At 46.6% G+C, this 25,183-nt stretch carries 26 protein-coding genes; 7 read left to right on the forward strand and 19 right to left on the reverse strand.

Features of this window, described 5'->3' with window-relative positions:
* Positions 1-118: 118 nt before the first annotated feature.
* The 15 genes from SG35_RS24500 to SG35_RS24570 all read right to left on the reverse strand — a co-directional run bounded on the left by SG35_RS24500 (position 119) and on the right by SG35_RS24570 (position 11,486).
* The gene (locus tag SG35_RS24500) at positions 119-1,411 is read right to left on the reverse strand and encodes a hypothetical protein (protein ID WP_152646840.1); all 1,293 of its coding nucleotides are present in this window, start codon (positions 1,409-1,411) and stop codon (positions 119-121) included.
* Positions 1,399-2,163, reverse strand: coding sequence for a phage tail-collar fiber domain-containing protein (locus tag SG35_RS24505; protein WP_044836100.1), 765 nt, complete (start codon positions 2,161-2,163; stop codon positions 1,399-1,401). Before SG35_RS24505 ends, SG35_RS24500 begins: the two co-directional genes overlap by 13 nt.
* Positions 2,164-2,245: 82 nt before the next feature.
* Entirely contained in the window at positions 2,246-2,911 is a 666-nt protein-coding gene (locus tag SG35_RS24510; protein WP_053043463.1) for a phage tail protein I, read from the reverse strand.
* Entirely contained in the window at positions 2,904-3,857 is a 954-nt protein-coding gene (locus SG35_RS24515; RefSeq protein WP_044836099.1) for a baseplate assembly protein, read from the reverse strand. The genes SG35_RS24510 and SG35_RS24515 overlap by 8 nt, the downstream gene beginning before the upstream one ends.
* Positions 3,858-4,153: 296 nt before the next feature.
* On the reverse strand, positions 4,154-4,597 hold the full coding sequence (locus SG35_RS24520; protein WP_053043462.1) for a hypothetical protein: 444 nt from the start codon (positions 4,595-4,597) through the stop codon (positions 4,154-4,156).
* Positions 4,598-4,599: 2 nt separating this feature from the next.
* Entirely contained in the window at positions 4,600-5,334 is a 735-nt protein-coding gene (locus tag SG35_RS24525; protein ID WP_044836098.1) for a hypothetical protein, read from the reverse strand.
* Positions 5,335-5,400: 66 nt separating this feature from the next.
* Positions 5,401-5,925 (reverse strand): phage tail-collar fiber domain-containing protein, encoded by a 525-nt coding sequence (locus SG35_RS24530; protein WP_044836097.1) that lies wholly within the window; start codon positions 5,923-5,925, stop codon positions 5,401-5,403.
* Between the two features lie 115 nt (positions 5,926-6,040).
* A complete protein-coding gene (locus tag SG35_RS24535; RefSeq protein WP_053043461.1) occupies positions 6,041-6,721 on the reverse strand; it encodes a phage tail protein I in 681 nt (226 codons plus the stop codon).
* A complete protein-coding gene (locus SG35_RS24540; RefSeq protein WP_044836096.1) occupies positions 6,714-7,619 on the reverse strand; it encodes a baseplate assembly protein in 906 nt (301 codons plus the stop codon). The genes SG35_RS24535 and SG35_RS24540 overlap by 8 nt, the downstream gene beginning before the upstream one ends.
* A 127-nt stretch (positions 7,620-7,746) precedes the next feature.
* Positions 7,747-7,989 carry a hypothetical protein gene (locus SG35_RS24545; protein ID WP_044836095.1) on the reverse strand — a complete coding sequence of 81 codons (243 nt, stop codon included), beginning with the start codon at positions 7,987-7,989 and terminating at the stop codon, positions 7,747-7,749.
* Positions 7,990-8,533: 544 nt separating this feature from the next.
* Complete coding sequence (locus SG35_RS24550) at positions 8,534-8,944, reverse strand: 3TM-type holin (protein WP_053043460.1); 411 nt, start codon at positions 8,942-8,944, stop codon at positions 8,534-8,536.
* The gene (locus SG35_RS24555; protein ID WP_044836093.1) at positions 8,929-9,351 is read right to left on the reverse strand and encodes a glycoside hydrolase family protein; all 423 of its coding nucleotides are present in this window, start codon (positions 9,349-9,351) and stop codon (positions 8,929-8,931) included. The genes SG35_RS24550 and SG35_RS24555 overlap by 16 nt, the downstream gene beginning before the upstream one ends.
* Positions 9,352-9,768: 417 nt before the next feature.
* The gene (locus SG35_RS24560; RefSeq protein ID WP_044836147.1) at positions 9,769-10,131 is read right to left on the reverse strand and encodes a hypothetical protein; all 363 of its coding nucleotides are present in this window, start codon (positions 10,129-10,131) and stop codon (positions 9,769-9,771) included.
* Positions 10,132-10,135: 4 nt separating this feature from the next.
* On the reverse strand, positions 10,136-10,393 hold the full coding sequence (locus SG35_RS24565; RefSeq protein WP_152646839.1) for a helix-turn-helix domain-containing protein: 258 nt from the start codon (positions 10,391-10,393) through the stop codon (positions 10,136-10,138).
* 682 nt (positions 10,394-11,075) lie between these two features.
* Positions 11,076-11,486, reverse strand: coding sequence for a glycoside hydrolase family protein (locus tag SG35_RS24570; RefSeq protein ID WP_044836091.1), 411 nt, complete (start codon positions 11,484-11,486; stop codon positions 11,076-11,078).
* Positions 11,487-11,706: 220 nt separating this feature from the next.
* On the opposite strand from SG35_RS24570, the gene SG35_RS24575 reads away from it, so the two are divergent.
* The gene (locus SG35_RS24575) at positions 11,707-11,976 is read left to right on the forward strand and encodes a hypothetical protein (RefSeq protein ID WP_044836090.1); all 270 of its coding nucleotides are present in this window, start codon (positions 11,707-11,709) and stop codon (positions 11,974-11,976) included.
* Positions 11,977-12,019: 43 nt separating this feature from the next.
* Here SG35_RS24575 and rpmE read toward each other — a convergent pair whose 3' ends face one another.
* Positions 12,020-12,232, reverse strand: coding sequence for a 50S ribosomal protein L31 (rpmE, locus tag SG35_RS24580; RefSeq protein ID WP_044836089.1), 213 nt, complete (start codon positions 12,230-12,232; stop codon positions 12,020-12,022).
* 223 nt (positions 12,233-12,455) lie between these two features.
* Here rpmE and priA point away from each other — a divergent pair, with 223 nt between their 5' ends.
* From priA to SG35_RS24605, 5 genes are all read left to right on the forward strand, one after another.
* Positions 12,456-14,660, forward strand: a complete 2,205-nt coding sequence (priA, locus tag SG35_RS24585; RefSeq protein ID WP_152646838.1) for a primosomal protein N' — start codon at positions 12,456-12,458, stop codon at positions 14,658-14,660.
* A gap of 158 nt (positions 14,661-14,818) precedes the next feature.
* Positions 14,819-15,379, forward strand: coding sequence for an SPOR domain-containing protein (locus SG35_RS24590; protein ID WP_044836088.1), 561 nt, complete (start codon positions 14,819-14,821; stop codon positions 15,377-15,379).
* A gap of 296 nt (positions 15,380-15,675) precedes the next feature.
* Positions 15,676-16,194 carry an ATP-dependent protease subunit HslV gene (hslV, locus tag SG35_RS24595; RefSeq protein WP_044836145.1) on the forward strand — a complete coding sequence of 173 codons (519 nt, stop codon included), beginning with the start codon at positions 15,676-15,678 and terminating at the stop codon, positions 16,192-16,194.
* A gap of 24 nt (positions 16,195-16,218) precedes the next feature.
* On the forward strand, positions 16,219-17,547 hold the full coding sequence (gene hslU, locus SG35_RS24600; RefSeq protein ID WP_044836087.1) for an HslU--HslV peptidase ATPase subunit: 1,329 nt from the start codon (positions 16,219-16,221) through the stop codon (positions 17,545-17,547).
* A gap of 29 nt (positions 17,548-17,576) precedes the next feature.
* Positions 17,577-17,993, forward strand: a complete 417-nt coding sequence (locus SG35_RS24605; protein ID WP_044836086.1) for a gamma-butyrobetaine hydroxylase-like domain-containing protein — start codon at positions 17,577-17,579, stop codon at positions 17,991-17,993.
* A 98-nt stretch (positions 17,994-18,091) separates the two neighbouring features.
* Here SG35_RS24605 and SG35_RS24610 read toward each other — a convergent pair whose 3' ends face one another.
* Entirely contained in the window at positions 18,092-19,951 is a 1,860-nt protein-coding gene (locus SG35_RS24610; RefSeq protein WP_044836085.1) for a methyl-accepting chemotaxis protein, read from the reverse strand.
* A 185-nt stretch (positions 19,952-20,136) separates the two neighbouring features.
* Complete coding sequence (locus SG35_RS24615) at positions 20,137-22,137, reverse strand: putative bifunctional diguanylate cyclase/phosphodiesterase (RefSeq protein WP_053043457.1); 2,001 nt, start codon at positions 22,135-22,137, stop codon at positions 20,137-20,139.
* Positions 22,138-22,391: 254 nt separating this feature from the next.
* Between SG35_RS24615 and rraA the strand changes: the two genes are divergently transcribed.
* The gene (rraA, locus tag SG35_RS24620) at positions 22,392-22,877 is read left to right on the forward strand and encodes a ribonuclease E activity regulator RraA (RefSeq protein WP_044836084.1); all 486 of its coding nucleotides are present in this window, start codon (positions 22,392-22,394) and stop codon (positions 22,875-22,877) included.
* Between the two features lie 89 nt (positions 22,878-22,966).
* Here the strand turns inward: rraA and SG35_RS24625 are convergent, their stop codons facing one another.
* A complete protein-coding gene (locus SG35_RS24625; RefSeq protein WP_152646837.1) occupies positions 22,967-25,105 on the reverse strand; it encodes a GGDEF domain-containing phosphodiesterase in 2,139 nt (712 codons plus the stop codon).
* Positions 25,106-25,183: the final 78 nt, after the last annotated feature.

Consider the following 25,183-nt stretch of genomic DNA (forward strand, 5'->3'; position numbering starts at 1 on the left):
ACTTGACCATCACTAGTGAAAGATAAAAAAGTGATTTTTCAGTTCGCACGCAGAGAAAAATTTATAAGTTCAATTTTATTAAAACTTATACCCAGAATGCAGTATCCTGACTTTCACTTTATGAAAGCGAATCGGCAACGATTTTCCAGGGAACTGATTCTCCAGTTAAGTTGGGTAGAAGCTTACCCTGATTAAAAGTAGCAATTCTTGCGAGTGGGTTACCACCACCATTAATCAAGCACATAACTTTTAACCCATTTGACGAAACGATGAGACCATTTGGATTATAATTTTCCGTCTTTCCTGTATTTGACATAAAAGAATTCGTCCATGTTTCCCCTGAATCAAAACTGGAAGTAACATAGACATCAGCTGTTGAAACATCCTTTCTCAACCTCAAACTAACATGAATGGAGTTTGAAGTCTTTCCAATAACAATTTGCCCCAAAGTGAAACCGAGTGAATAGACAGATTGGTCATAATTAAAAATAACAGGAGTAACAACTTTCCATGTTTCACCACTATCCGTCGAGATTTGCATAACACCGGTATAATAATTGGCAACAACTATTGTGCTGCCATCCGGCCCTACCGCAATTTGATAAGAGCTTTCAGCGCCCGCTACAACCTGAGGTTCAAGTATAATACTGTTAAACATCGAGCCACCATCTTTGCTGAGTTCAATACGGTCATAACCTTGAAGGTGCAAAGCAATAGTTAATAAATCCCGGCTCGCTTTCATTCTGACATTAGGGGCATCAATCAATGTTTTATGCAATTGAAATGATTCACCGCTATCAACGGATTTATGAAGCTCAACTGATGCTGTATCGGGGTTACGAAATGAAATTAAAATTTCGCTGCCATCTGCATTTCCTTCACAACCGTTAATTTTTGAAAAGTACGGCCCTGTGGTAAATGTCATTTCTTTTCTTGCGCCGAAGGTAACCCCCCCATCGGTTGACCTTTGCCATTGAATGTAATTATCTCCGACAGAATCGCCAATAATTAACACATTCAAGCCGTCATCCGACACTGTTAAACCTAGTATTTTTCGGTTAGTACCAGTAAAAGCCAAGTCTGAAGTTAACCATGCTTTACCATCCCAATAACTGTAATCATCATTTCCATAATAAGATTTTATTGTTACCGCTCTATTAGCATCTAAGTTTCCGTCTAAGTCATACGTCTCCATATTTCCTGTCCCAGAACTAAAGGCAAAGCCTGGAGATACAGAATCAGCGATTGTTGCTGCCAAAAGCGGATATTCTCCGGCGTCCACTTCAGAACCATCAGGTATCAAAAGTCGCCTTCCATCATCAAGCATGGTTCTGCTAGTGACAATATAATCGCCTATCTCAAACGCTCCGCCACCAGTTGTTTTTACATCTGTTTCAATCATATTTTCCAAATTCCATTAACCTTTACTACATGGTGGACAACACCGGACTCTTTGAAATTGGCGATATCCGACATTACCCCATTAACAGATACTTTCTGCCCTGATGGTGCGAATAACCGGCATTTTCCAGAGGCTAAATCAACACTTTCATCGATCATAAGCCGGAACGATGTACCACTATCATCGGGAATTTTCAGATCGGCATGCCTGGTAAAAATATGTAATTTATTACTTGTAGTAACAGCTTCATCACCAGCTTCGTTCTCATTAGCAACAATAGCTACCGCCTGGGTATCTGCTAACTGAGCAGTAGTTAAATAAGTCAGATTTGGAGATATGCTGACACTAAAATCAGAGTATTGACTCACCCTGATGGTATATTTCAGTTTTAGCTGAGAGCCACCGTTTTCTATGGTACGTACCGGAAAAGGGGCCGCCAGACGAAAGTAAGTATGAGCAAATTCTGTTTCGCCATATTTGGCATAAAGCAAGAGCTCTATCGCTTCAAAATCCAGGCTAGGCGGAATGCTCATCTCAATAATACGTTGATTGGCATTGCCGGGATCTAACTTGTGGGTCAATATTTCTCCGGTAAGTCTTTCATTAACCAGAGCAGTTAACGCACTATCTAAAGGGGGATAGTTACCGTTGCCATCCCCCACAACAACCCGGGTAAATTCAAGCGGTTGGTTTAACGTTCTGGCCTGGTTTTCCCCCACCATACCTGAGGCTAACCACAGGGATTCATTTTTAGATGACATTATCTATCAGTCCTGTACTTCGGTTATCATTAATTGTCTTTTCATTAATTTGGCTTAGCTGCCACTTAGGGGCTTTCAGCCTTTACCCTGCCACATAGGGTTCACCTTCTATCCGGCAATGCACTTGCAAACTGCCGCAGCGATAATGGGTCGAGTCAATACCATCAAGCACTGGCTCAAACGGTTTCCCGTCCACTTCTCCAACAAGCTGTAACGTCCCCGCCTGATAGTACTCTCCCGGGGCACTTAAATTCATGGTCAGGGTATAATGGCTTGAACCACGTTTATTGCTGGTGATGGATTCATGTACCGTGTTTATCAGCTCATCGGTGATCCCCTGCTCCGACACGTAGACATCTACGGCAAAGGTACCGGGGCTAGTATTGGGATCCACTTCAAACCACTCATGGATTTCGGTTTCCAGTTTTAACGGCTGCAGTGCTTTTTCGATGGCATAACGGGTGCCCTGGTAGCTATGTACCTCGAAAGAGTTAGCGATCACGCCGCGCCGGGTTTGCTCCGGCCAGCTATCATCCCAGTTCTTTACGCCATTGCCCCAGGCAAGCCAGGGCAACAGATGTTCGGGACAAGACTCGGATTGCCAAAGCTTGGTTATTTCAACGGGCAGGTTATCGGCGCTGAAACCGCTATCCATGACCTGCTCCAGCTGGTAGCTAAGCTCACTGGCGTTTGCGGGTAAGGCGCTGGCATTTAAGGTGCTGCCACCCGATAAATCAAGATCAGCCATTACTTGCCTCGGTCAAAATGATATCGCTGCAATAAGCGATCTGATCACTGGCTACCTGGATATCCTGTGTCGGTTGAAGTAAGTTAACACTGTCAACTCCCACCTGATTCAGTGCGGTATATATGCCTAACAAGGTCACTTTTTTCCCTAATATTTGATTTTCACGGGTATAAGCGGCCAAAGCCTCATTAACCAGGGCCAGAGTGTTTTCTTTACCCGGCCCGGCTAGCAACGAGATCTCTGCCTGGATCTGATAGTTTTGTACCCCGGCACTTTTAATGGTAAGACGATCCCCCAGCGGCCGGACGCCATGAACAGGGTTTTCACTGTCAGCTGTCACCAATAAGCTTGAGCCATCATCACTGAGACCAAAATAATTACGTACCTTAATGAGCAAGTCATCACTGGCAATGCCATCAGTACTTTCCTTACTCAGAATGGTCAGCACAATATCGCTCGGCTGCGGGCTGACCACGTCGGCATCCGCCACCCGGTTATCGGCACTTAAGGCATGAAAAATATAGCTATTTTCACTGCCAGCAGTATTCAGACCGTTAAAGGCCATCTGGATACGGCGGCGATAGCTGGTATCGTCTTCAAGAATTTGTGCCGTCACCGGGGTGGTGCTTTCATCCGCCTCCTGCACTACCAGGCGCGCGACATTGTAGCGGGAGCCGATATTTTCGAGATCATTGCCCGTGGCCGAGGCCAGCATATTGGCGCGGGTGGCATCATTGATTTGTGCCCGCAACAACAATTCGCGATAGGCAAAACTTTGCAGCAATACTGCCATAGGTTCGGATTCAAGTGCGAGTACTTCTTGATAATCCGGGTTTATCGCCAACAGCTGGTCTTTGAGCTGCTGGTAAATATGTTCAAAATCGAGCGCCTCGATAATATCGGGCACAGGCACCTGGGACAGGTCCAATAAATTATAAGCTGACATAAACTTCTTTTACTTTTTTAACTTAAAGGGGAGGAAAATGAGTTGGATACCTTCCGGTTGGTGTCCTGTTACGGGTATAGAAAAACGAAACGAAAAATAACAACAGAGGCTTTCAAAAATGGTTATTCATTTCAATAACCTTAACTTTTAAGGCAACCCCGGCACAGTAAAATAAGCCCTGCCGGGGTAACCAGAATAGCTAAATGATACGCTTTTTCCCGGCAAACAACAGGTCAATTTCGACCGCTTTTCCGGGGTTGAAGCACAGCTCACTTAACTCACAAGCAGGTAGGCCATCAAGATGCTTCAGTAATCAGCTGGTTTACCGCAGAGGCCCTATTTTCAATGTCCTGCATAACAACATCGACACCTTTTGTTTGATAAGGCAGCTTCACTTCCTGATTATCCACTTTAGTCACAAAATCAGCTAAAAGTGTGTTTAGCTCCTGGGCGGCGGCACGTACTTGCGCTAAAGACTCTGCCGTGCTTAATTGCGCACTCAATTTAGCTACTTGATAAAGCAAGAGGTGCATGCCATCCGTTGCCGTCCCCAACAAAGACTCAGTATCGCCAGCATTGACGGTAATTTTATCCCTCAGGGAAGCTCTTTGCTCGTCGGCGGTACAGATCAATTCGAACTCGGCATTAACTTCATCATGCTGGAAAACGTCAATGCCGGGAAATTGTGCTGCCGGGCCATCAAATTCAACGATACCTGTGGTTTTATTAATAAGTTTCATGATTAAGCCTCCTTTTGATAACCGTGATGAATCAACCAGAATCCTTTTATCTGAATCGGGTATGGTCCTAAGTTAATCACCCTGACCGTAGAGAAACCCACAGGAAAACCGGCCGCTTCATTCTCATGAAACGCCATCAAGTCATCATAGTTGGTCACCCCGTAAGATTGCCCCTTAATTTCCCGGTTGGCATTAATGCTCTGATTCATAAATGTTCGCGGCTGAGCGTAGTTCGGAGTAGGATCTCCGGTGGTTATCCATCTATGATGTGAACCAATGGAATTCATCAACACCGCTATCCTATTTACCGGTTTAGGCGACGGGTGCGGGGCTGTACCTACCGAAATATTGGCATAAACCGATTTTCGTCCGGTAAATTGCGTCGGGCCCGGCTCTGAATACCAATTGGTCGCGCCCGGGGTCTTCGAGTAGATATCGGCATAATAACTCTCCGTTCCTTCGCCATTTTGCGGCGCATAATCTTCGGCGGCATTAAAGCTAAAAGCTTCCGCCTCTTCCAGGGTACTGAACCTTGGCGGAATGCTAATATAACTGTCGCTGTGATCTAACAGGGTATCCGTTAAGCTAAAGCCGACATGACGGGTATCCAGCCATTGCTGAAACTGAGTTTGTGCTTGCGCAACCTTCTGGTCAATTAACTGTATCTTATTATCCACCACCCCGGTCAGGTTATTCGACGCCTGTACCAGATCGGCAATATCTTGCTCTAAAGCCATATCCTTATCCTTTTAAATATAAATGAGTACTTGTTTGAAGTTAAAATGAAGTGAAAGTGAGCCCGGTTAAATCAGCCCGGCATCCTGCAATAAAAATGAGTGTTTTACGTGGCGGTACATATTGCTGATTTGTGCCGTTGCCATTTTCGCCAGCTCGGGGGCAATCAAAATATTTAAATCTACCCCTTGATCGATAATATTCACCGAGCCCGCCGGTACCCCGGAAAGGGCCAGATCAAAAGCCAGCAATAAATCCACTTCCGGCGATTTATAGGCGAGCGTCTTATCCGGCTCCGAATACACGGCCAACAAGGTGCCGTCATCAAGATAAAAACCGACTTCTCGTACCCAGAAGGTTTTGTTGCTATCGTCGATAACACTCATATGAAGCTGGGTTGGGCTCACTAAAGTGCCGCTGCTGATATTGATGCGATTCTTTTCACTGGTTAACGTCGTGCGGTTTTGCTGCGGCACATAGGCCGAATCGCCTAAAGCGATGGCACTGATTTGTGCCTGCAGGCCATTGCTTTGGGCATTAAATAACGCCTGTAATCCGGCCTCGGTAATGGTGGGTGTTAATATGGTACTCACCTGGTTTCCTCCCTCTATTTCCTTATAAAGAAGCTTTATAAAAAAGCCCTATGAAAAAGTCTTATAAAACGCCTGATAAAATATCTGATTAAAAAGCAGAAGAGCTGCTAAGCCCTTAGCGCAAATAAAAGCGGCCAACGGCATAACGCTTTCCATTCAAATGCATATGGGCCGCTAACGTGCCGATACTTGCCGGTACCTGTACCGGTTTGGTTTCATTACTCAGCCGACGGCTTTGCAGCCATCCTGAACTTGCTGCGCCCAAACGGATATTGCCGTTGATTTTAGCCCCCACCAGAAAGTCAAAGTGCGAACGGGCCGGTTTCACCTTATTGGTCACCCGGTCAATGGCGTCATAAAGTGCCTGATCTAATACCACGGCATTGCTGCTATAGGCCTGGGCATTGACCCAGGCAATAAAAACAAAGGTATGGGGAGTAGTGCTATGAATAGGGGCCAGGGTAAGGTCGACATCCTGCTCAAACCATTCGATAAACTCCAGGCTGACACCTAAAGCCGCCAATGCCCGTTTGACGCTGCCGACCGTACCTTTAACCTTGTGCACCGCCGCAGACTGTTTGATCATATTGCGCTTGGTTTGCTCGCTCCAGGCTTCGTCCCATTCATCAAGGGATAAGGACCAGGCCAGCCAGGGTAAAAGCGAGGCCGGGCAGGTATCCGGGTGCCATTGTTGTGCAATCGCCAACTCCAGACTGGTTGCGCATGACATCACGCCTTCTATTGCCCGCTCCTGTGGCGTAGCGTTTACCGGCAACAAACTTGCTGCATTATCCATAACTTGCTCCAATCGCCAGATTGATATCGGTGCAATAAGCGGCCTCATCCGCCGCTACTGCAATATCGGTTGACGGATTTTGTAAAATCACTTTTTTCACCCCCGGCTGATGCAGGGCGGCAAAAATTCCCGACTGGGTAATTTCATTGCCTAAGGTTTGCTCTTCATGCAAATAACGGGTAAGCGCTTCCCTTGCCAGCTGTGCAACAAGCGTTTTGTCCGGGCCGCTGTGAAATAACAGTTCGGCATCTACTTGATAATATTTGATACTTGCCGCCTTAACGATAACGCGATCCGTTAACGGCCGGATATCATCATGGGTCAGGGTTTCTGTGATCTGCCCGAGCAATACCTCATCAGGCGTACCATCGGCCAAAGTGCTGAGCACAGCAACATGTACTTCCCCCGGTAAAGGACTGGAGATGGCGACATCTTTTACCTCGGTTGATACCGCCAGCGCATGATATTTATAAGCTCCCGAAGGCCCGGCAGTACTATAACCTTCCAGCGAGAACGGAATACGTTGCCGCAGTCTTTCATCGGATTCCATTACCGCTTTCACCGGAGGATTTGCCTCAAGATCTGCCGGGGTGATCACCAGGCGTTCAACACCAAATAGCGCCGCCAGGTGATCTAAATCTGTGCCTCCGGCATAAGCCACCATCACCGCCCTTGAAGCTTCATTGATACGTTGGCGCAACAATAATTCCCGGTAGGCCGCAATTTCCAGTACTTTAAAAACAGGATCGGACTCCACCATAGCATCAAATTCCGGCATCCGGTTTTTCAGGTCGGCGGTCATATTGGCGAGAATATCTTCATAATCCAGCGATTCAATGATCTCAGGGGGCGGCAGCAAAGACAGGTTAATCGCATTGTTTGTTGGAGAAAAATTCATGGGTAAACACTCACAGGTTACAGCCTAAAAGTAAGACTTTTGTTAAGGTTAACGCAGGACTTATGTGCGCAAATTTATGCCGATAGGGATATCCATATCACCTGCAACTAAGGAGAAAAAATCTGAGTTATAACTTACGACCACTGAGCAGGGTATCGAGCTTTTTATCAATCGAATCCAGCCGCTTTTCGATCCTTTTTTGATCTTCATTACGTATCTGCTTAAGGTGCTGGATCTCTTGTGAGTTGGTATTAATACGTTTATCCAGTCCACTCAAGTATAAAATCCCCGTGACCAGCAAAGTAACCGTGGTGATGATATGGGCCAGGTTAAGTTCCTTCTTCAAATGCCAGTGTTCCTCTTGGTTCATTTAGCAGCCCCCCTTAATTGTCCCTGAGGTCGTTAATACAACTAAGTCGAATACACTTACCCCTTTCATTTGCCCTTTGTTCAAATGGCTAATTTGTTCCGATTGGTTCATTTACCAACCCCCTTAATTTTCCCTGTGGCGGTTAATAAAACTAAGTCAGATACACTTAACCCTCTCATTTGCCCTTTATTCAAATGGCTAATTTGTTCCGCTTGGTTCATTTACCAACCCCCTTAATGTTCCCTGTGGCGGTTAATAAAACTAAGTCAGATACACTTAACCCTCTCATTTGCCCTTTATTCAAATGGCTAATTTGTTTCGCTTGGTTCATTTACCAACCCCCTTAATGTTCCCTGTGGCGGTTAATACAACTAAGTCTGATGTAGTTAACTTCTCCCTACGTGCCATATTCAACTGGCCCCTTGGTTTTTCTTGGCTCATTCAGCAACCCCCTTAATTTTCTCTGTGGCTGTTAATACAACTAAGCCTGATATGCTTAACGCTAAAATTGCAGCCATCTGCAAATGGCTATTTATTTCGGGGATCATTTAGCAACTCCCTTAATTTTTTCGACGGTTCTCAACCCGGCCAGACCTAACATGCCCAGGGTCAATTCCATCATCACCTCCAGCGGCAATTCAGGTGCACCTATTTCAGGAAACAGCCATTGCAAACTGGGATTGATAATAAAGGCAAACAAGAACCCCAGGCCGCAAATCCACATCAGAAACGGCCGGGCCCCGGCAACAAAAATACTACGATGGCTCGCCTGTACCTTGTTGATTTCCGCCTGCACCAGCGCCGGTTGTTGTAACAAGCGGTGCTTGATCAGGGCTAAATTAAGGGTTTCTTCTTCACTGGTGAATAACTCATCCAATATGCCCCCCACCGCCTGGATCGGCTCTTTGATATTGCCGCCCAATAAAGCACTGAACCAGCTCATGCCTTTTGCCATTCGCCCAGCACCATTTGCTTGGCCAGCTCTTCGGCCCGGTTAGGCACTTGCTGCGCCCAGCGGCTATCAAGCATTTCATTGGCGGCCCCGGAGAAATCCCCGACCTCAACGCAGGCAAGCATCTTCTTAAAGGCCATAAGACCGCTTGCTCCCAGGTTATAGGCCATATTGATCAACACCCCAACCTGGGCATCGTTACAATGGCGGGTATCAATATTACGTTTAACCACGGCCTTGCATTCGCTCAGATCGTTTTGTAATAGAATTTCCGCTTCCTGCTCACTGATACCGACATCATCAAGGTTACGGCCATAACCTAAGGTGAATTTTTTCGCCGTACAGTAATAGGGATGGCTGCGAAAGCCTTCATGTTTTTTAATTTGTTCAACGGTATTTTGTATAGACATAAAAAAAGCCCAAACAGTTATTAGCTCTTTGGGCCCGGTAAAGTGTAAAATAAAACCAGAAAGGGTTTTGTTAACAATAGGGTTATTTTAGCTTTTTTCAGGCCAGGCAACAGGACAAGTCTGCCCTGAGCTCACTTGGCGGCTCGCATCGGCTAGCGGCTCGAGTAAAGTAATCGGCGATAAAACAAAAGATCGGTTTAACCCCGGCAGTTTCCCCGCGGGATAAAGAGAGTATTTTCGAGAGAGTAGTCATCGCCTGCAAAAAACCGGCGACTTTGCTGTTACTTATGCCAGGGAGCCATTAACGCGCGCATATTAATAAACCCCGAAGAACACAAAACTAACAACCAGGTAGAGTGAATAAAAGAGTCACTTGCTTAGCCCCTTAAACATTAACATCACAAGAGCAGCAAGAGCTTACATAGCGGAAATCAAGCCTCGTTCGGCTTTTGCCAGCCAAAACTGCAACGAACGTTTTGAGTCAAAGCCCATCAGGGTGGCCGCACTGTCGAGCGGCTTATCCACCACATAACGGGCACGTAACGCCCGGATACATTCGGGTCTGAGCCGGGAAATAAAGTGCGTTAATTCTTCAACCTGTCCCGGTACATAAATATTCTCCGCACGGTTTTTATCGCCGGTGCCGCTGTCATAACGTTCGCGGATAGAACTTGAAGCAAAGCCGTTCACTGACTCTTTTTTCCGCCAAAACTTGCCCCAGGCCTTAAGCTCGCTGCGCAGCGCCTTAATATTGATCTGCGTATTTACTTGCTCTGACATGACATTATCCATTAGACAGCTCTCCTATGACATCAATGACTTTTAACATATAAACATCTTCGATTAACCCGACAACGTCATTCCATTTCGGGTTGAATTCATTATTCTCCCAACGGCGCAAGGTTCGCTCTTCAATGCCATAATCGGCAGCAGACTCCGCTTGCGTGTACCCGCGGCTTTGTCTGGCATACTTTAATAAATCCGAACCTTTTGGCGTACGACAGGTATTTGTCGCAGCAAAACCTACAACTGACTGGCCCATATTCATCCTATCCTGTTATTTTTCTACGTTACCGGAAATCCCCCTAAATACGGTTTCCGGCTTAACTCACTGTTATGATTAAATCAGCTAACCCCTGTTAGCTAACTTCCCTGCTCCCTTTAAAGTGGAACCTTTTATTTCTTCACAAAAACCTTTAAATAAACGTGAACAGACAACCCGGTTTTAACCTTGCTCTGACTGTATTCCTAGCCATCACTTATCTCCTCTTAATCATCAGATATCTGTCGATACCCTGTTTTAACGCTGTAAGCCCCTGCAACTTCACCACCAGCTCTATTGCCTTAGTATTGCTATCAGGCATTAACCTGAGCTGAATCAATAATGCATCGGCAATATTTATTGCCAGGCTGATTTATCTCCCATTAACGGGTCAATAAACTAAACCGGTAATCTATCTCAGGTTAATATCGCAATTTTTTATCCCGGTGATTACCCGGGAAAATTCACCTTGCCGAATAAAAAAAGCAGATATCAACTGACGACTTCCCGAGCATCCCTGAGGCTAATATCGCAACTTTTTATCCCGGAGATTACCCGGAAAAATTCACCTTGGCCGAATAAAGAAAGCAGATATCAACTGATGACTTCCCGAGCATCCCTGAGGCTAATATCGCAACTTTTTATCCCGGGGGTTACCCGGAAAAATTCAACCACAAAAGTGTTATTGCCACTGCCCGGATTCGAGCTGCAATAACAGCAGGGCGGTATACTGGGGCAGGTACTTGGCCTTAAGGCGAAGTAATAATTCATTGGTTGCCAGGACAAAATCACGGCTTTCAATCGCGGCAATCACCCGGTGAAAAGTCAAAAAACGTTCCAGCCCTAACAAATAAATAAGGTTAATCAGCGCCGCCAAACGCGCCGGATTACAATGCTCAAGGTTGATATTTTCCCGGGTCTCAACGAGCAGGGCATTTAAGTCATTTGCCAATAGCATTTCCGCTTCCTCGAGACGAATACCGACACCATCAAGATCACGTCCGTAACCTATGCTGAGTTTGCCTGCCGGACAATATTCGGGATAAGACTTAAATCCCTTATGTCGTTTGATTTGTTGAATTAATTGATGCATAAAAAAAACCCGAGTGGTTATTAGCCATCGGGTTATTAAAAAAGTAGAAACCAAGTATTAAGCAAATGGATTAATGAGCCATGATGCGTTGATAAAACGCCTGCCACTTGGTGAAGAGTAGCTCAACTATAGCCATTTCAGCATAGAAAAACAGGGCAAATTTGCCCGGCGATTATCTTGAAGGTGAAGATATTAAGAAATATGAGTTACTTGGAAAGAGATGATTAAAGATGAGAATATCAAGTTAATAAGGATATTTGATATAAATCAAGTTTACGGTTTGCAGTATATAGCAATCAGGGCAGAATTCAATGCCCTCCCTGTGCTCTTTTATGATCAGTCACAAGACTTATTGCAAAGAAAACTTAGCATTAACCATAAGGCACCATTCACTGGCTTATCTGTAAGCGACAAAAAGGAAAGTGCTTCGGATATTGCTCCCCCTGCTGGCCCCTCAAAGGATCACAGGATAAAAAACCTCCACATATAAAAAAAGCGCCGATTGGCGCTTTTTCTTAATGCTAAGGCAGAAATTACTTCTTACCCAGAGCACCGAAACGTTTGTTGAACTTGTCAACGCGACCACCGGTCTCAGCAGCTTTCTGCTTACCAGTGTAGAATGGGTGACATTCTGAACAAACATCTAAATGAATATCTTTACCGCGAGTAGAACCAGTTACGATAACGTTACCGCAAGAACAAGTTGCTTTGAACTCGGTGTAATTAGGGTGAATACCTTCTTTCATGGGAACCTCTGTTAAGGCCGTATCGCCACCTGATCTTTTGCCAGGTACCATACGAGTTAAAAATAATGGGGCCGAATAATAAAGCATCAAGCCATGAAGTTCAACATTAACTTCGCAATCAGGCAGGAAAAAATAACTTTTTCGCCGATCTGCGGTTTGTGACTTGGCAGCAAGTCGTTATGGGGTCAAAATAGCGCACAAATCACGTAAAGAAGTTTTATTGGTGTCGGTTCAATTTATCCAGGTGGCCATTCCTGTGCCCATGCGCCAGCTGTTCACTTACCAGTTACCCGAACAGTTGCAGTCCCCCGAAATCACAGCGGGAGAGCGGGTGATCGTGCCTTTTGGCCCCAGGCAGCTGGTGGCTATTATCATGGCAACCCAGGCAGAGCCGGATATTGAAGCCAGTAAAATCAAACCGATCTTATCCCGGTTAACGGACAACTGTCATTTCAGCCCTTCGTTATTACACTTTTTACGTATCTGCGCCGACTACTACCATCATCCCATCGGGGATGTTTTTCAGCAGGCACTGCCGGTATTGCTCAGGCAAATAAAACAACCGGATATCAGCGACCCTAAGCTGTGGTTTGCCTGCGATGATATCAGCGATGAAACCATTGGCGCCCTGGAGAAAAAAGCTCCGAAACAATACGATCTTTACCGGCTGATTGCCTCGCACCAGGGCCTGAGCTGGGTCGAATTGCGCACCCTTGGCTTTAGCAAGGCACAATTAAACGCCATCCGGGATAAAGCTTTTGTTAAAGAACAGGCGCAGCCGCCATCGGTTTATCAATACCAGCCGCAGGTGCTGATAGAAGAAAACAAACACAAGCTGTCAACCGAGCAGGCGGTGATTGTCTCGGCCATCAATGAGTCCCTGGACAAGTTCTCCTGCCACCTGATTGACGGCGTCACCGGCAGCGGTAAAACCGAGGTTTACCTGCAGGTAATGGAGCAGGTGCTGGCCAATAACCAACAGGTCCTGGTACTGGTGCCGGAAATCGGCCTGACCCCGCAGACCCTGATCCGTTTTGAACAAAGGTTTAACGCCCCTATTTTTCTGCATCATTCCGGCTTAAACGACAGGGAACGCCTGGATACTTACCTGGCGGCGCAGCAAGGTAATGCCGCTATCGTCATAGGCACCCGCTCCGCCATTTTTAGCCCGCTGCAGCGCCTGGGGCTGATCATAGTTGATGAAGAGCACGACAACTCGTTAAAACAACAGGACAGCTTTCGCTATCACGGCCGGGATATCGCAATATTAAGGGCCAGGCAGCTCAATATCCCTGTGGTGCTGGGCAGCGCTACTCCCAGCCTGGAGTCCCTGCAGAATGCCTTGTCGGGAAAATACCATTATCACCAGCTATTGCGCCGGGCCGGTAAAAGCACTAAGGCCAAGATAGAACTACTGGATGTGGCACAACAGCAAATGGAATACGGCTTATCCGGCACCTTAAAACATGCCATTAAGCAAACCCTGGCACGCGGCGAGCAGGTGTTGATCTTTTTAAACCGCCGCGGCTTTGCGCCGGCGATCAATTGCCAGGAATGTCACTGGATAGCCCAGTGCCAGCGCTGCAATAAACCTTATACCCTGCACCAGGGGCAACAGCTGCTGATTTGCCACCACTGCACCAGCCAAAAACGCGTACCGCACCAGTGCCCCGGTTGTGGCAGTATCCGCATTGTACCGATTGGCCAAGGTACAGAGCAGCTACAGCAGCGTATCAACGAGCTTTTTCCCGAATACAGCGTGGTGCGCATCGACCGCGACAGCACCCGGCGCAAAGGCGAACTGGCGAAATTACTCAACGAGGTCACCGATAAAAAACACCAACTGATGATCGGCACCCAGATGCTGGCCAAAGGCCACCATTTTCCCGATGTCACCCTGGTAGCTATTTTGGATGTCGACGGCGCCCTGTTCAGTTATGACTTTCGCGCCGCAGAGCAAATGGCGCAACTCTTGGTTCAGGTTGCAGGACGCGCCGGACGGGAAAGTAAACCCGGTAAAGTATTAGTGCAAACCAGCTTTCCCGAACACCCGTTATTACAGGACTTAGTACATAACGGCTACCATCATTTTGCCCGTCAGGCGCTGATAGAGCGTAAACAAGCCTACCTGCCGCCTTTTAGTTTTCAGGCCCTGTTTCGCGCCGAGGCCAATTACCCCTCCTATCCCGACAAATTTCTGCGCGCCTTAAGCGACCTTGAGCTCGACGGCTGTGAATTTGCCGGTCCTATGCCGGCGGCCATGGAGAAAAAAGCCGGTAAATACCGCTTCCATTTAATCGTCCAGTCAAAATCCCGTAAGCTCTTGCATCAGGGGGTATATGCCTTGATTGCCGCCACCAGCGAAAATGAGTGGCATAAAAAAGTGCGCTGGTCGGTGGATATAGATCCCCAGGATTTAAGCTGGTAACCCGGCGGCTTCTTTACTCGCTGTCGGCAGTATGTACTTAAATTCCCTTAAACAGGTAATAGTTAAAGATAATTTCAAACCATAAGCGGATAAATTACTGTTATTTTCCCTTGACTCGGTTAGAATCAGGCTAAATTTTCGCAGTATATTATATTTTCATGGCTCATCAGGATTACGTTTCACGCCCCCGCGCAAACAATAAAAAAAATAATCCCTATAACCAGCAGGAAGCTGCCAGCGAGGGAATACCTTTAAAGGTTAAACTGATCAGTTTATTCACTGTGGCGGCCATTGCTATGTTCGGTTATTTTTTATGGTCGATAAAAGATAACCAACCGGCGCCGATCCATACCGGCACGCCGCAGTCACCGGCAAAAAAACCAAGCACAAAAAGCTTGCCCGCGCCTCCCAAGGAAAAGTGGAAATATATGGAAGAGCTGAAAAATAAAGAAGTGGAAGTGGGCGAATACGAAGTTAAAACCAGCGGCCCGTACCAGATGCAATGTGGCTCGTTTCGTACTCAAAAACAGGCGGAAGTGCTTAAAGCCAATATTGCCTTTACCGGCATAGAAGCGCAGATAAAGCAGGTAAAAGGCTCCAGCGGCATCTGGCATAAAGTGATCCTCGGACCTTATGAAAGAAAACGTTTGGCGGAAAAAGACAAGCACAAACTCAAAAACAATAATATCAACGGTTGCCAAATCTGGCTCTGGCGCTAAGCCTGCTATGCTCTTGATTTCCTCGCAGTCAAGAGCAAAATAACCGCAGCTGATAGCGCCAAAACAGCGCCGCTATCAGCTGCAGCAAAGCCCGTTTACAATCCCTCCTTTCTTTTCCCTTAAAAGAGCATATCAGCTAAAATTTCAGCAAGTTTACGCCGCAAGGCCGTGAATTGGCCGCTATTTACCGAGAATTATCTCCAGCCCCTTGAAAGATCTCTTCGCCAACCCAACTTAATCTACAATGATAAAATGCCGGCGATAAATCGTTGCCGGCCGGACAACTGGGATTAATTGTGACAACTATTGTTTCTGTAAGACGTAATGGCAAAGTCGTTATCGGTGGTGATGGCCAGGTTTCCCTGGGTAACACGGTAATGAAAGGCAATGCGAAAAAAGTACGTCGTTTATACAATGATAAAGTACTGGCGGGTTTTGCCGGCGGTACCGCAGATGCGTTTACCCTTTTTGAACGCTTTGAAAGTAAGCTGGAAATGCACCAGGGACACTTAACCAAGGCAGCGGTTGAGCTGGCAAAAGACTGGCGCAGCGACCGGGCCTTAAGAAAACTCGAAGCCTTATTGGCGGTGGCCGATGAAACAGCCTCCTTGATCATCACAGGTAACGGCGATGTCGTACAGCCCGAGCATGATCTGATCGCCATCGGCAGCGGCGGCAACTTTGCCCAGGCTTCCGCCATGGCGCTGCTCGAAAACACCGAGTTATCGGCGAAAGAAATCGTGGAAAAATCCCTGAAAATCGCCGGTGATATTTGTGTCTTCACCAACCACCACTACACCATAGACGAGCTTTAATTAGCCAGCAGCAAGGAATTAATGATGTCGAACATGACGCCTCGTGAAATCGTTCACGAACTAGACAGCCACATAGTCGGACAAAGTGATGCCAAGCGTGCTGTGGCGATTGCCCTGAGAAACCGCTGGCGCCGGATGCAGCTTAATGAAGAGCTGCGGGTTGAAGTAACTCCGAAAAATATTCTGATGATAGGTCCGACCGGTGTCGGTAAAACCGAAATCGCCCGCCGCCTGGCCAAGCTGGCCAATGCCCCTTTTATTAAGGTTGAAGCAACGAAATTTACCGAAGTGGGTTATGTCGGCAAGGAAGTGGAAACCATTATCCGCGATTTGGCAGATATGGCGATAAAAATGACCAAAGAGCAGGAAATGGCCCGGGTCAAACATTTAGCCGAAGAAGCCGCCGAAGAGCGCATCTTGGATGTGTTATTGCCTAATCCCCGCGACGGTTTCGGTAACGAAGAGCAAACCGATAACAGCGGTACCCGCCAGATTTTCCGGAAAAAACTACGCGAAGGCCAGTTAGACGATAAAGAAATCGAACTTGATTTGGCGGCGCAGCCTGTGGGCGTAGAGATCATGGCGCCTCCGGGCATGGAAGATATGACCTCACAGCTGCAGAACATGTTCCAGAACATGTCCAGCGACAAAACCAACAAGCGCAAATTAAAAATCAAAGATGCCTTTAAAGCGCTGCAGGAAGAAGAAGCGGCAAAAATCGTCAATAACGATGATATCAAGCAAAAGGCGCTGGAGTCGGTTGAACAAAACGGCATCGTCTTTATCGATGAAATCGATAAGATCTGTAAACGCGGCGATACTTCTGGCCCCGATGTTTCCCGTGAAGGGGTACAGCGGGATCTGCTGCCCCTGGTTGAAGGTTCAACCGTCAGCACCAAACACGGCATGGTGAAAACCGATCATATCCTGTTTATTGCCTCAGGTGCTTTCCAGATGGCCAAGCCGTCTGATCTTATCCCTGAGCTACAGGGTCGCTTGCCGATCCGGGTAGAACTTCAGGCGTTAACAACTAAAGACTTTGTCCGCATCCTGACCGAGCCCAATGCCTCATTAACCGAGCAATATATCGCATTAATGGCCACCGAAGGGGTTAAAATGGAATTCAGTGATGACGGCATCGCCGCCATTGCCGAGGCTGCCTGGCAGGTGAACGAAAGCACGGAAAATATCGGCGCCCGTCGCCTGCATACCATGCTGGAGCGCCTGGTGGAAGATATTTCCTTCAACGCCAACGACAGAGCCGGTGAAACGGTAGTCATTGATGAAAGCTATGTTAAAGAGACCCTGACCGAGCTGGTTAAGGATGAAGACTTAAGCCGCTTTATTTTATAACAGCGTGATAACAGCCTGAGTTAAAAGAGATGAAAATTACCCGTTTTACCCTGGCCGCTGATACGGCAACCCTGACCCTGGATTTTATCGAGCAGAAAGACCAGGAGCAGCAATATCAGCTGAGTTTTGAGTATTTACGGGTTTTCTCTCCGGTAAAAAGTGCGCCGGCGAAAGGCAAACAAGCTCAAGGGGCAAACCCCAGCCAGGTTTCCGGTTGGGAGATCCCCTTAATAGCTCATAAAAAACAGGTGTTATTGAAGAAGATAGAAGCGGCAGGTAAACATGGCTACCGCTTTATTTTTGATGATCAGCACCAGGCAATTTATTCTGAGGCTTATTTGCTGGGCTTATGCCGTCAGCAGCAAGTATTATGGCCTGAATACCTCAACGCCATGAAAAATAATAAATTAACCCGGGAAGCTAATATCAGCATCACCCAGCTTTAAGACTTCCTTACTTAAGCAGTAACTCTTCGCCGCTCAACCCCTTATATTGGTTGTTTACAGCCAAAGCCATAAACAACCAACAGCGGCTTCATTAACAACTAAACCTTAAAGCGGCTGACTTCATTATGCAGCACATCCGCCTGCTGGGAGAGTTCTTCACTCATCTGCGCATTTTGCTGTGCCGACGAACCCGACTGCTCGGCTACATCCCTGATGGAGACCACATGCTGGTTCACTTCCGAAGCCACGGCGCTTTGCTCTTTAATGGCGGTAGCAATGGCGGTATTCATCTCCATGATAGTAGAAACATCCTGATTGATTTCCTCCAGCATAGTACCGGCAATGCTTGCCTGCTCGGCGCTGCTTTGTCCCTGAGTACGGCAGCTGGCCATATGTTCGACAATTTCCTTGGTACGCCCTTGCAATGAACTGATAATCCCTTCGATTTCCTGGGTAGAGTCCTGGGTACGGCTGGCCAGGGTTCTGACTTCATCCGCGACCACGGCAAAGCCACGTCCCTGCTCTCCGGCCCGGGCCGCTTCGATCGCCGCATTAAGGGCCAGCAAATTGGTCTGTTCGGCGATACCGCGGATCACGTCCAGTACCGAGCCTATGGTATCGCTGTCTTTGGCTAGTTCATTGACAACACTTTCCGACTCCAGCAGTTTTTCCGATAACAGCTCGATCTGGTTGATGGTTTTATCCACCCCCTGCTTGCCCTGGTCGGCATTTTGATTGGTCATTTCCGCTTTATTGGCGGCTTCATGGGTATTGCTGGCGATCTCATCCACCGTCGCCACCATCTCCGTAACCGCGGTGGCCACCATATCCGTTTCCTGGATTTGCGCTTCGACACCAACATTGGAAATACTGATATTTTCCGCCAGGCTTTGGGTCGCACCGTTTAAAGTGCTCACGGAATGGTTAACTTCCACAATCAAACTTCTGAAACTGGTGATCATGCTGTTAAAGACTTTCGCCATATCCGCCAGTTCATCTTTACCGGACTCTTTTACCACCACGGTCAGATCATTGGTTTTTGCCACCACTTCCATAGTACTTTTCATTTCGGAAATAGCAGAGATAATGCTTCGGGTCAGCACCACGGCGAAACCAACAGCAATAGTTAACACAATAATCGCAATACTGTAAGAGGTAAGGTTTATCCAGCTCTTATGCTCTTCAACCAACTCGTTATTTTTTTTCAACAAACTGGCCATCACTTTATCCACCTGATGCACAGTACTGCGCATTTCCTTGAGAATACCATTGGCGGAAGAGTAGCCTAAATGTTTCTGCTCCTGCACTAAGTCAAGAAAGGCCCCCTGATAACTGGCCAGCAAATTATTAATTTGCCCTTTCTTGCTGGAGGCCAGTTCACTGTTGTCCACATCCCCCTGCAAAAGTGCTAAGTTCTTGGCAAACTTATCGACATATTTATCATCCAGGCGCAGCATAAAATCTTTTTCATTACGCCTTAACTGCAACATGCCGGCCCTTAGCTGGTAATCGCTGGTACCGATTAACTCTTCGACATCATGCACGGCCCCCCGCAGCTGGCCATAAAGACCGTCTTTAGGGTGCAGACCGATTTTTTGCTGAGATGCCACCAGCGCGTTAAAGTGTTGCTGATATTCTTGCAGTATTTTTCGCAAGGTATCAATTTCCGCGAGATCAACCCCGGCTTCGCGCAAATCGGCGTCCAGAAAGTTGACATCTTTTTTCAAGTCTTTCATTTGCTTAACAAACTTGTCTTGATATTTCAGTTCTTTGCGGGCTATAAAATCTTTTTCATGCCGTCGTAACTGCAACACTTCGGTTTCAACATTGGCAACTTCACGGGCAATTTTCAGATCATCTCCTAAAGACGATACCGAATAATTAATAATGACCAGCATTGACAACATAGCCACTACCAGCACCAGGGTATTCGCAATAAGTTTATGCTTAATTAACATATAACCTCATCTAAGCAGTTTATTAAAAATCATTTATTTTATATCACACCTAAGTATAGGCAGAGGTCATCTCGCCACTTTCGGCCTCCCACTTCCTTATCGCTTCCTACATCCTTCATTTTCTTACAAGTATAGCCATTAACTTGCAAATTTTAGCTATTATTTACCCTCCTATTTTTTTATCATCACCTTCTTTTCAAGTACTGGACAAACTCATCTTCAGGCAGGGGTTTTTTAATAAAATATCCCTGAACCGCATCACAGCCGATATGACGCAATAAATTAAGCTGCTCTACCGTTTCCACCCCTTCCGCCAGCACCCGTTTGCCCAGGCCGTGGGATAGCTCCACCATAGACTTGACTATGGTTAAATCAGAATCATTTGAAGCCACTTCCGTAATAAAACTTCTATCTATTTTTATCTTATCTATCGGTAACTTACGCAAGTATACCAGGGATGAATATCCAGTACCAAAGTCATCGATCGAAACCTTGATGCCCATGCTCTGCAAGGTGACGATAGTACCCATGGCGCTGTTAATATCTGTCATCACCATATTTTCGGTGATTTCCAGCTCCAGGAAACTCGACGGCACATTATGCTCAAACAATAACGCCTGGATCTTATCCACCAGTTCAGGATCCTGGAACTCAACCGCGGTTATATTCACCGCAATCACAATCCGGCGATGATAACGCTCATACCATTCCCCTATGGTCTGGCAAGCTTTATTTAATACATAACCATCCAGTTCGCTGTTTAATCCCAGTTTTTCAATATCCGGCAAAAATTTATCCGGCGTAAGCAGGCCTTTTTCCGGGTGCTGCCAACGCACCAGGGCCTCAACCCCTTCGAGGCGATTGGTCAGCAGGTTCAGTTGCGGCTGAAAATAAAGTACAAATTCATCCGCCGCCAGGGCATTGCGTATTTCCTTTTCCATCAGCAGGTAATAACGCCCCTGTGACTGCATGCTTTCATCAAATTCAACACTCGGTTTATTATGGCTTTCTGCCTCAAACAGCGCCATATTGGCATTTTGCAGTAGCTCTTCGGCATTTTCACCATGCTCGGGAAAGAAGCAATAACCTATGCTGCAGCTAATGCTGATTTCATGATCCTGGTAGCGATATGGTCGGGAGATCAATTCATGCAAGTGATCCAGCGCCATATCAAGCATATGGGCACGCTGAATATCGAGCACAAAAACAAAAGAGTCACCGCTAAGACGCCCCACCACTTGCGGCAATAAAATACTATTATTCAGACGTTTGGCGATTTCACCGAGCAGATAATCTCCCGCCTTGAGGCCATAGGTATCATTGATGAATTTAAAGTGTTTAATATCGAGCAGAAAAATAGACAGCTTATTATTTTTCTCTAACGCCATGGTCATGGCCAGGGGCAGTTTTTCGATCACTTGCTCACGGTTTAATACCCCGGTCAGGGAGTCATGTTTGCCTAAATACTGAATTTGGCTCATGGCCACCAGGGCGGCATTGCGCTCTGCCCCCTGCATCCAGATCAACATAGTAAAACCTAAAATGCTGTTGGCGCCAAAGTCGATAAACACCATCATAGTGCTTAATTCCCCAAACCAGTCTTCGGTGATGGCTATGATGGAAGCGAAAGAAAATAACAGATAACGGGCGCCCATCAAAAATAGCAACCACATTAAGATCTTACTGGAAAAATGCTGTTTGGGAGAAAACAACAGGTAAAAACTGGCGCCGAGTAAACTACAGCCAAAAACAAAAGTTTGCAGACTGACCCTTAAATAAAAGCGATTAAAAACATCACGTTGCTCAAAAGCATATAAAAGTGTCGCCAAGCCGCCCAACAGCAGGACTAAGCTTGTAGCCCAGAACAATTCTTTACCTGCCAGGCTTCTTTGAGTTTTTGCACAATAAAGACCAAATAGTAATAATACTAAGTGCAAGTAGCGGAAAACTTGCTCAAAAACCTCTAATACAACTGATATAATATGGGTTTGCGGTAGCGCATAATAATAGTTTTGCAGGGAGACAGCGACTGAGCTTACCGACAAGGCAAGCAAACTCAGCATCCATAATTTGACATATTGACGACCTAATCCCTGATAATAAATCCAGAGAAAAAATGCCAATAAAGCAAAAACAAATGCTTCTATCGCAAACAGCAAGGCCTGGGCTAGCAGGTGTTCTTCCATAACAACAATTTCTTTATTAAAATGATCATGGATGCTGACATTAGATAGTGTTTTCTCTGTAAATACAAGTCATTAACAACTTGAGTTAAGCAGCAAAATGATTTATTGACAACACCTTATCACCAATCAACAAAATAACTGTAGACAAGATTTTATTTAAGCAACTCGGACGTATTTCTGTTGTACCTTAGCCACAGCAGGTTATACTGGGTGTAAAATTCACTTATCTTATTGAAAATTTGAAGAGAACTGCCATGGAATATAATACTTCTGAGTTATGTAACGTCTACGCTGATCTGATCGACGTTGTTGAACCTATTTTCAGTAATTATGGCGGCAGAAACTCATTCGGCGGCAAAGTAGTCACCGTTAAGTGCTTTGAAAACAACGGCCTTATTATGCAGCTGCTTGACTCGGACGGTGAAGGCAAGGTACTGGTGATTGACGGCGGCGGTTCTACCCGTTGCGCGCTGATCGATATTGAAGTGGCCCGCCTGGCGGAAAAGAATGGCTGGGAAGGCATCATCTGCTATGGCAGCGTGCGCGATGTCGATGCCATTGAAGACGTTGATATCGGCATTCAGGGACTGGTTTCCATTCCGGTAGGCGCTCCCGACCAGATGACGGGAGAAAGCGATTTGGCCGTTAACTTTGCCGGCGTAACGATTCTCCCCGACGACCATGTCTATGTGGATAATACCGGTATCGTCTTGTCACCGGAACCCCTGGATCTCGAATAGTTTTCACAACAGATAACAAATAACCACAGGCGCTTACCGGCAATTACTCAGGGGCTTGACAAATAAGCCCGGCTCTAAGGCCGGTTAGCTTAGCTTTTACCCTCTTTCGCCTGCGGATACTGGCTGTACCAACGTTTAAGCCAGATGGCCAGTTCATCCGGCACCACGCCGCGGTTAATCACCTTGCCCTGGGCGACCTCTCCGCCCATGGCAACAAACATTTTTTCAACCTCCTGCGTTGCTATGCCTATGCCTATCATAGGCAGGCCCATGCTCCTGGTGAGATTGATCAGCGCATTGATGATCGCCTTATCCGCACGGTTTTCTTCCTGCCCGTCCAGGCGGGAGCAATCTATTTTGACCTGGTTGATCGCCATTTTTCGCAAATAACGTAACGATTCATAACTGCCGGAGAATTGATCAATCGCGATACCTATGTCCAGCACCTTGAGCTGATCGATAATCGCCTTGGTCCGGGTCGAAGCCGATAACATCACCTCTTCGGTTAATTCTATCACCAGATATTCAGGTTCGATGGCAAAGATACCGCTTTGCAATTCGATAAAATCAACCAATTCACTTTCCAGTAAATCTTTACTGGGAATATTCAGCGATAACGGCCGGTAGATACCCAGCTGCTGCAATTGAGCCAGCACGCGGAACGCCTGCAGGATCATATTTTTCATCAGCAAATGAATTTCACCGCTTTGTTCGGCAATATCGATAAACTCATGCAGCTCCTGGGCAACTTCGGTTTCACAGTACCAGTGCACCATCAACTCAAAACCTTTAATGCTTTTATCGCCTAAGGCGATTTGCGGCTGCAAATACCAGCGAAGGTTTTCTTCCATTAAATCTTGTTTTAAACGTTCCATTTTCAATAGCTGCTGCTCGGTATACAAGGTGGTGCTGTTATCAAAATAACTTAAGTTTTGCTGGTGTTGCTCGGCATCGAGCAAGGCATCCCCGGCAAAAGCAATCAGCTCGGCGGCACCGGCTTCATGTCCCTGGGCAAAGGCAACCCCGAATGCCAACTCAAAGTTAAGGGAGAAACTTTTAAAACTCATGGCATCGGGCACGGCATCGGAAAGTTGCTGACATAAGTCCTTGATAATGATTTTTTCAGGGTGAGGACTATGCGCCAGTTCGACCACAACCAAAAAGTTAAGCCCCTGCAGCCGCGCCAGCCGTATTGGCTGATGGCTGGCATCGAAATTTACCAGCGCGGTATTTTCCACGACTTTTTGCTGTATGCAGTAAGCCAGCTGTAATAGCAGCAGATCAGAGTTATGATGTCCCAGCACCGAATTAACCTGCTGAAAATTGACCGGTTTAAAGACAATGGCGGCAAAGCGCTGATTGCCGCCCTGCTTAAGTACCCGCTCGAACTGTTTCAGTGCTTGCTGGTAGGAAGGCAAATTAGTGGCCGGATCATGGGTATAGGAAAACAGATCTTCGCTGGAAATTTTGGTGTCGCCGCTCTTTTCTTCCCGCCCCTCATTGAGCAAGCCAGTTAATACCAGAGAAGTATTCAACAGCACCAGGGTGAAACTGACCAGGATACTGGCCAGCAGCCATGACAAGGGCACCATAGAAGTTAGCCATAAATAAAGCAACACAACAAAAGCACAGGTAAGCAGCCACTGCGGGACAAAAAGGGCAAAAAATCGCTTACTATTGACCTGGCCGGCTGCGGCTAAACCGGCTAAAGATGCCGATAATACTTGTATCAAGCCGCCGATAAACAACCAGCCGTAAACAGACCAGGCTAACGGCAAGGTAAACAAGACCGCACAATAGCCAAGATCGGCACATGCCACCAGGATAACACTGAACTTACTAAAACTTTTTGCCTCGCTATCCCCCGGTGGAAACGCTTGTTTGCTGCCGATGAAAAAAATCAGGTTGATCAGCAGCGCAGAAACCAGCAGCACCAGATAGAGCTGATCAGGCTCGCTGTCAAAGTGGATAACGAGATAGAGCAGAGCCAGGGTATTTACCAATAACAACCCCGGATAATACCATTTACCCAACCCCAGCTCTTTATTGGCAAATAAAAAAAACATCACCGCCAGGGCAAGACCGGCAATAAAACCTGCGCAACCAAGAAATAAAGCCAGGGGGGACGGATAAACACTTGCTGCCGCCTGAACGGGGAAAGTTAAAGCAAGCAGGCAATACACTAGGATTGCTTTGGAAAAAATCAGGCCTTTGCGCGGGTGAGACATAATCAGATCTTAGCGTTACTGCAAATGGAACAGGTAACGCTAAGCCTAATCAATCACTTAATAATTGTACAGACATTA

Origin of the sequence: Thalassomonas actiniarum, from assembly GCF_000948975.2 — a bacterium.
Classification (GTDB): Bacteria; Pseudomonadota; Gammaproteobacteria; order Enterobacterales; family Alteromonadaceae; genus Thalassomonas; species Thalassomonas actiniarum.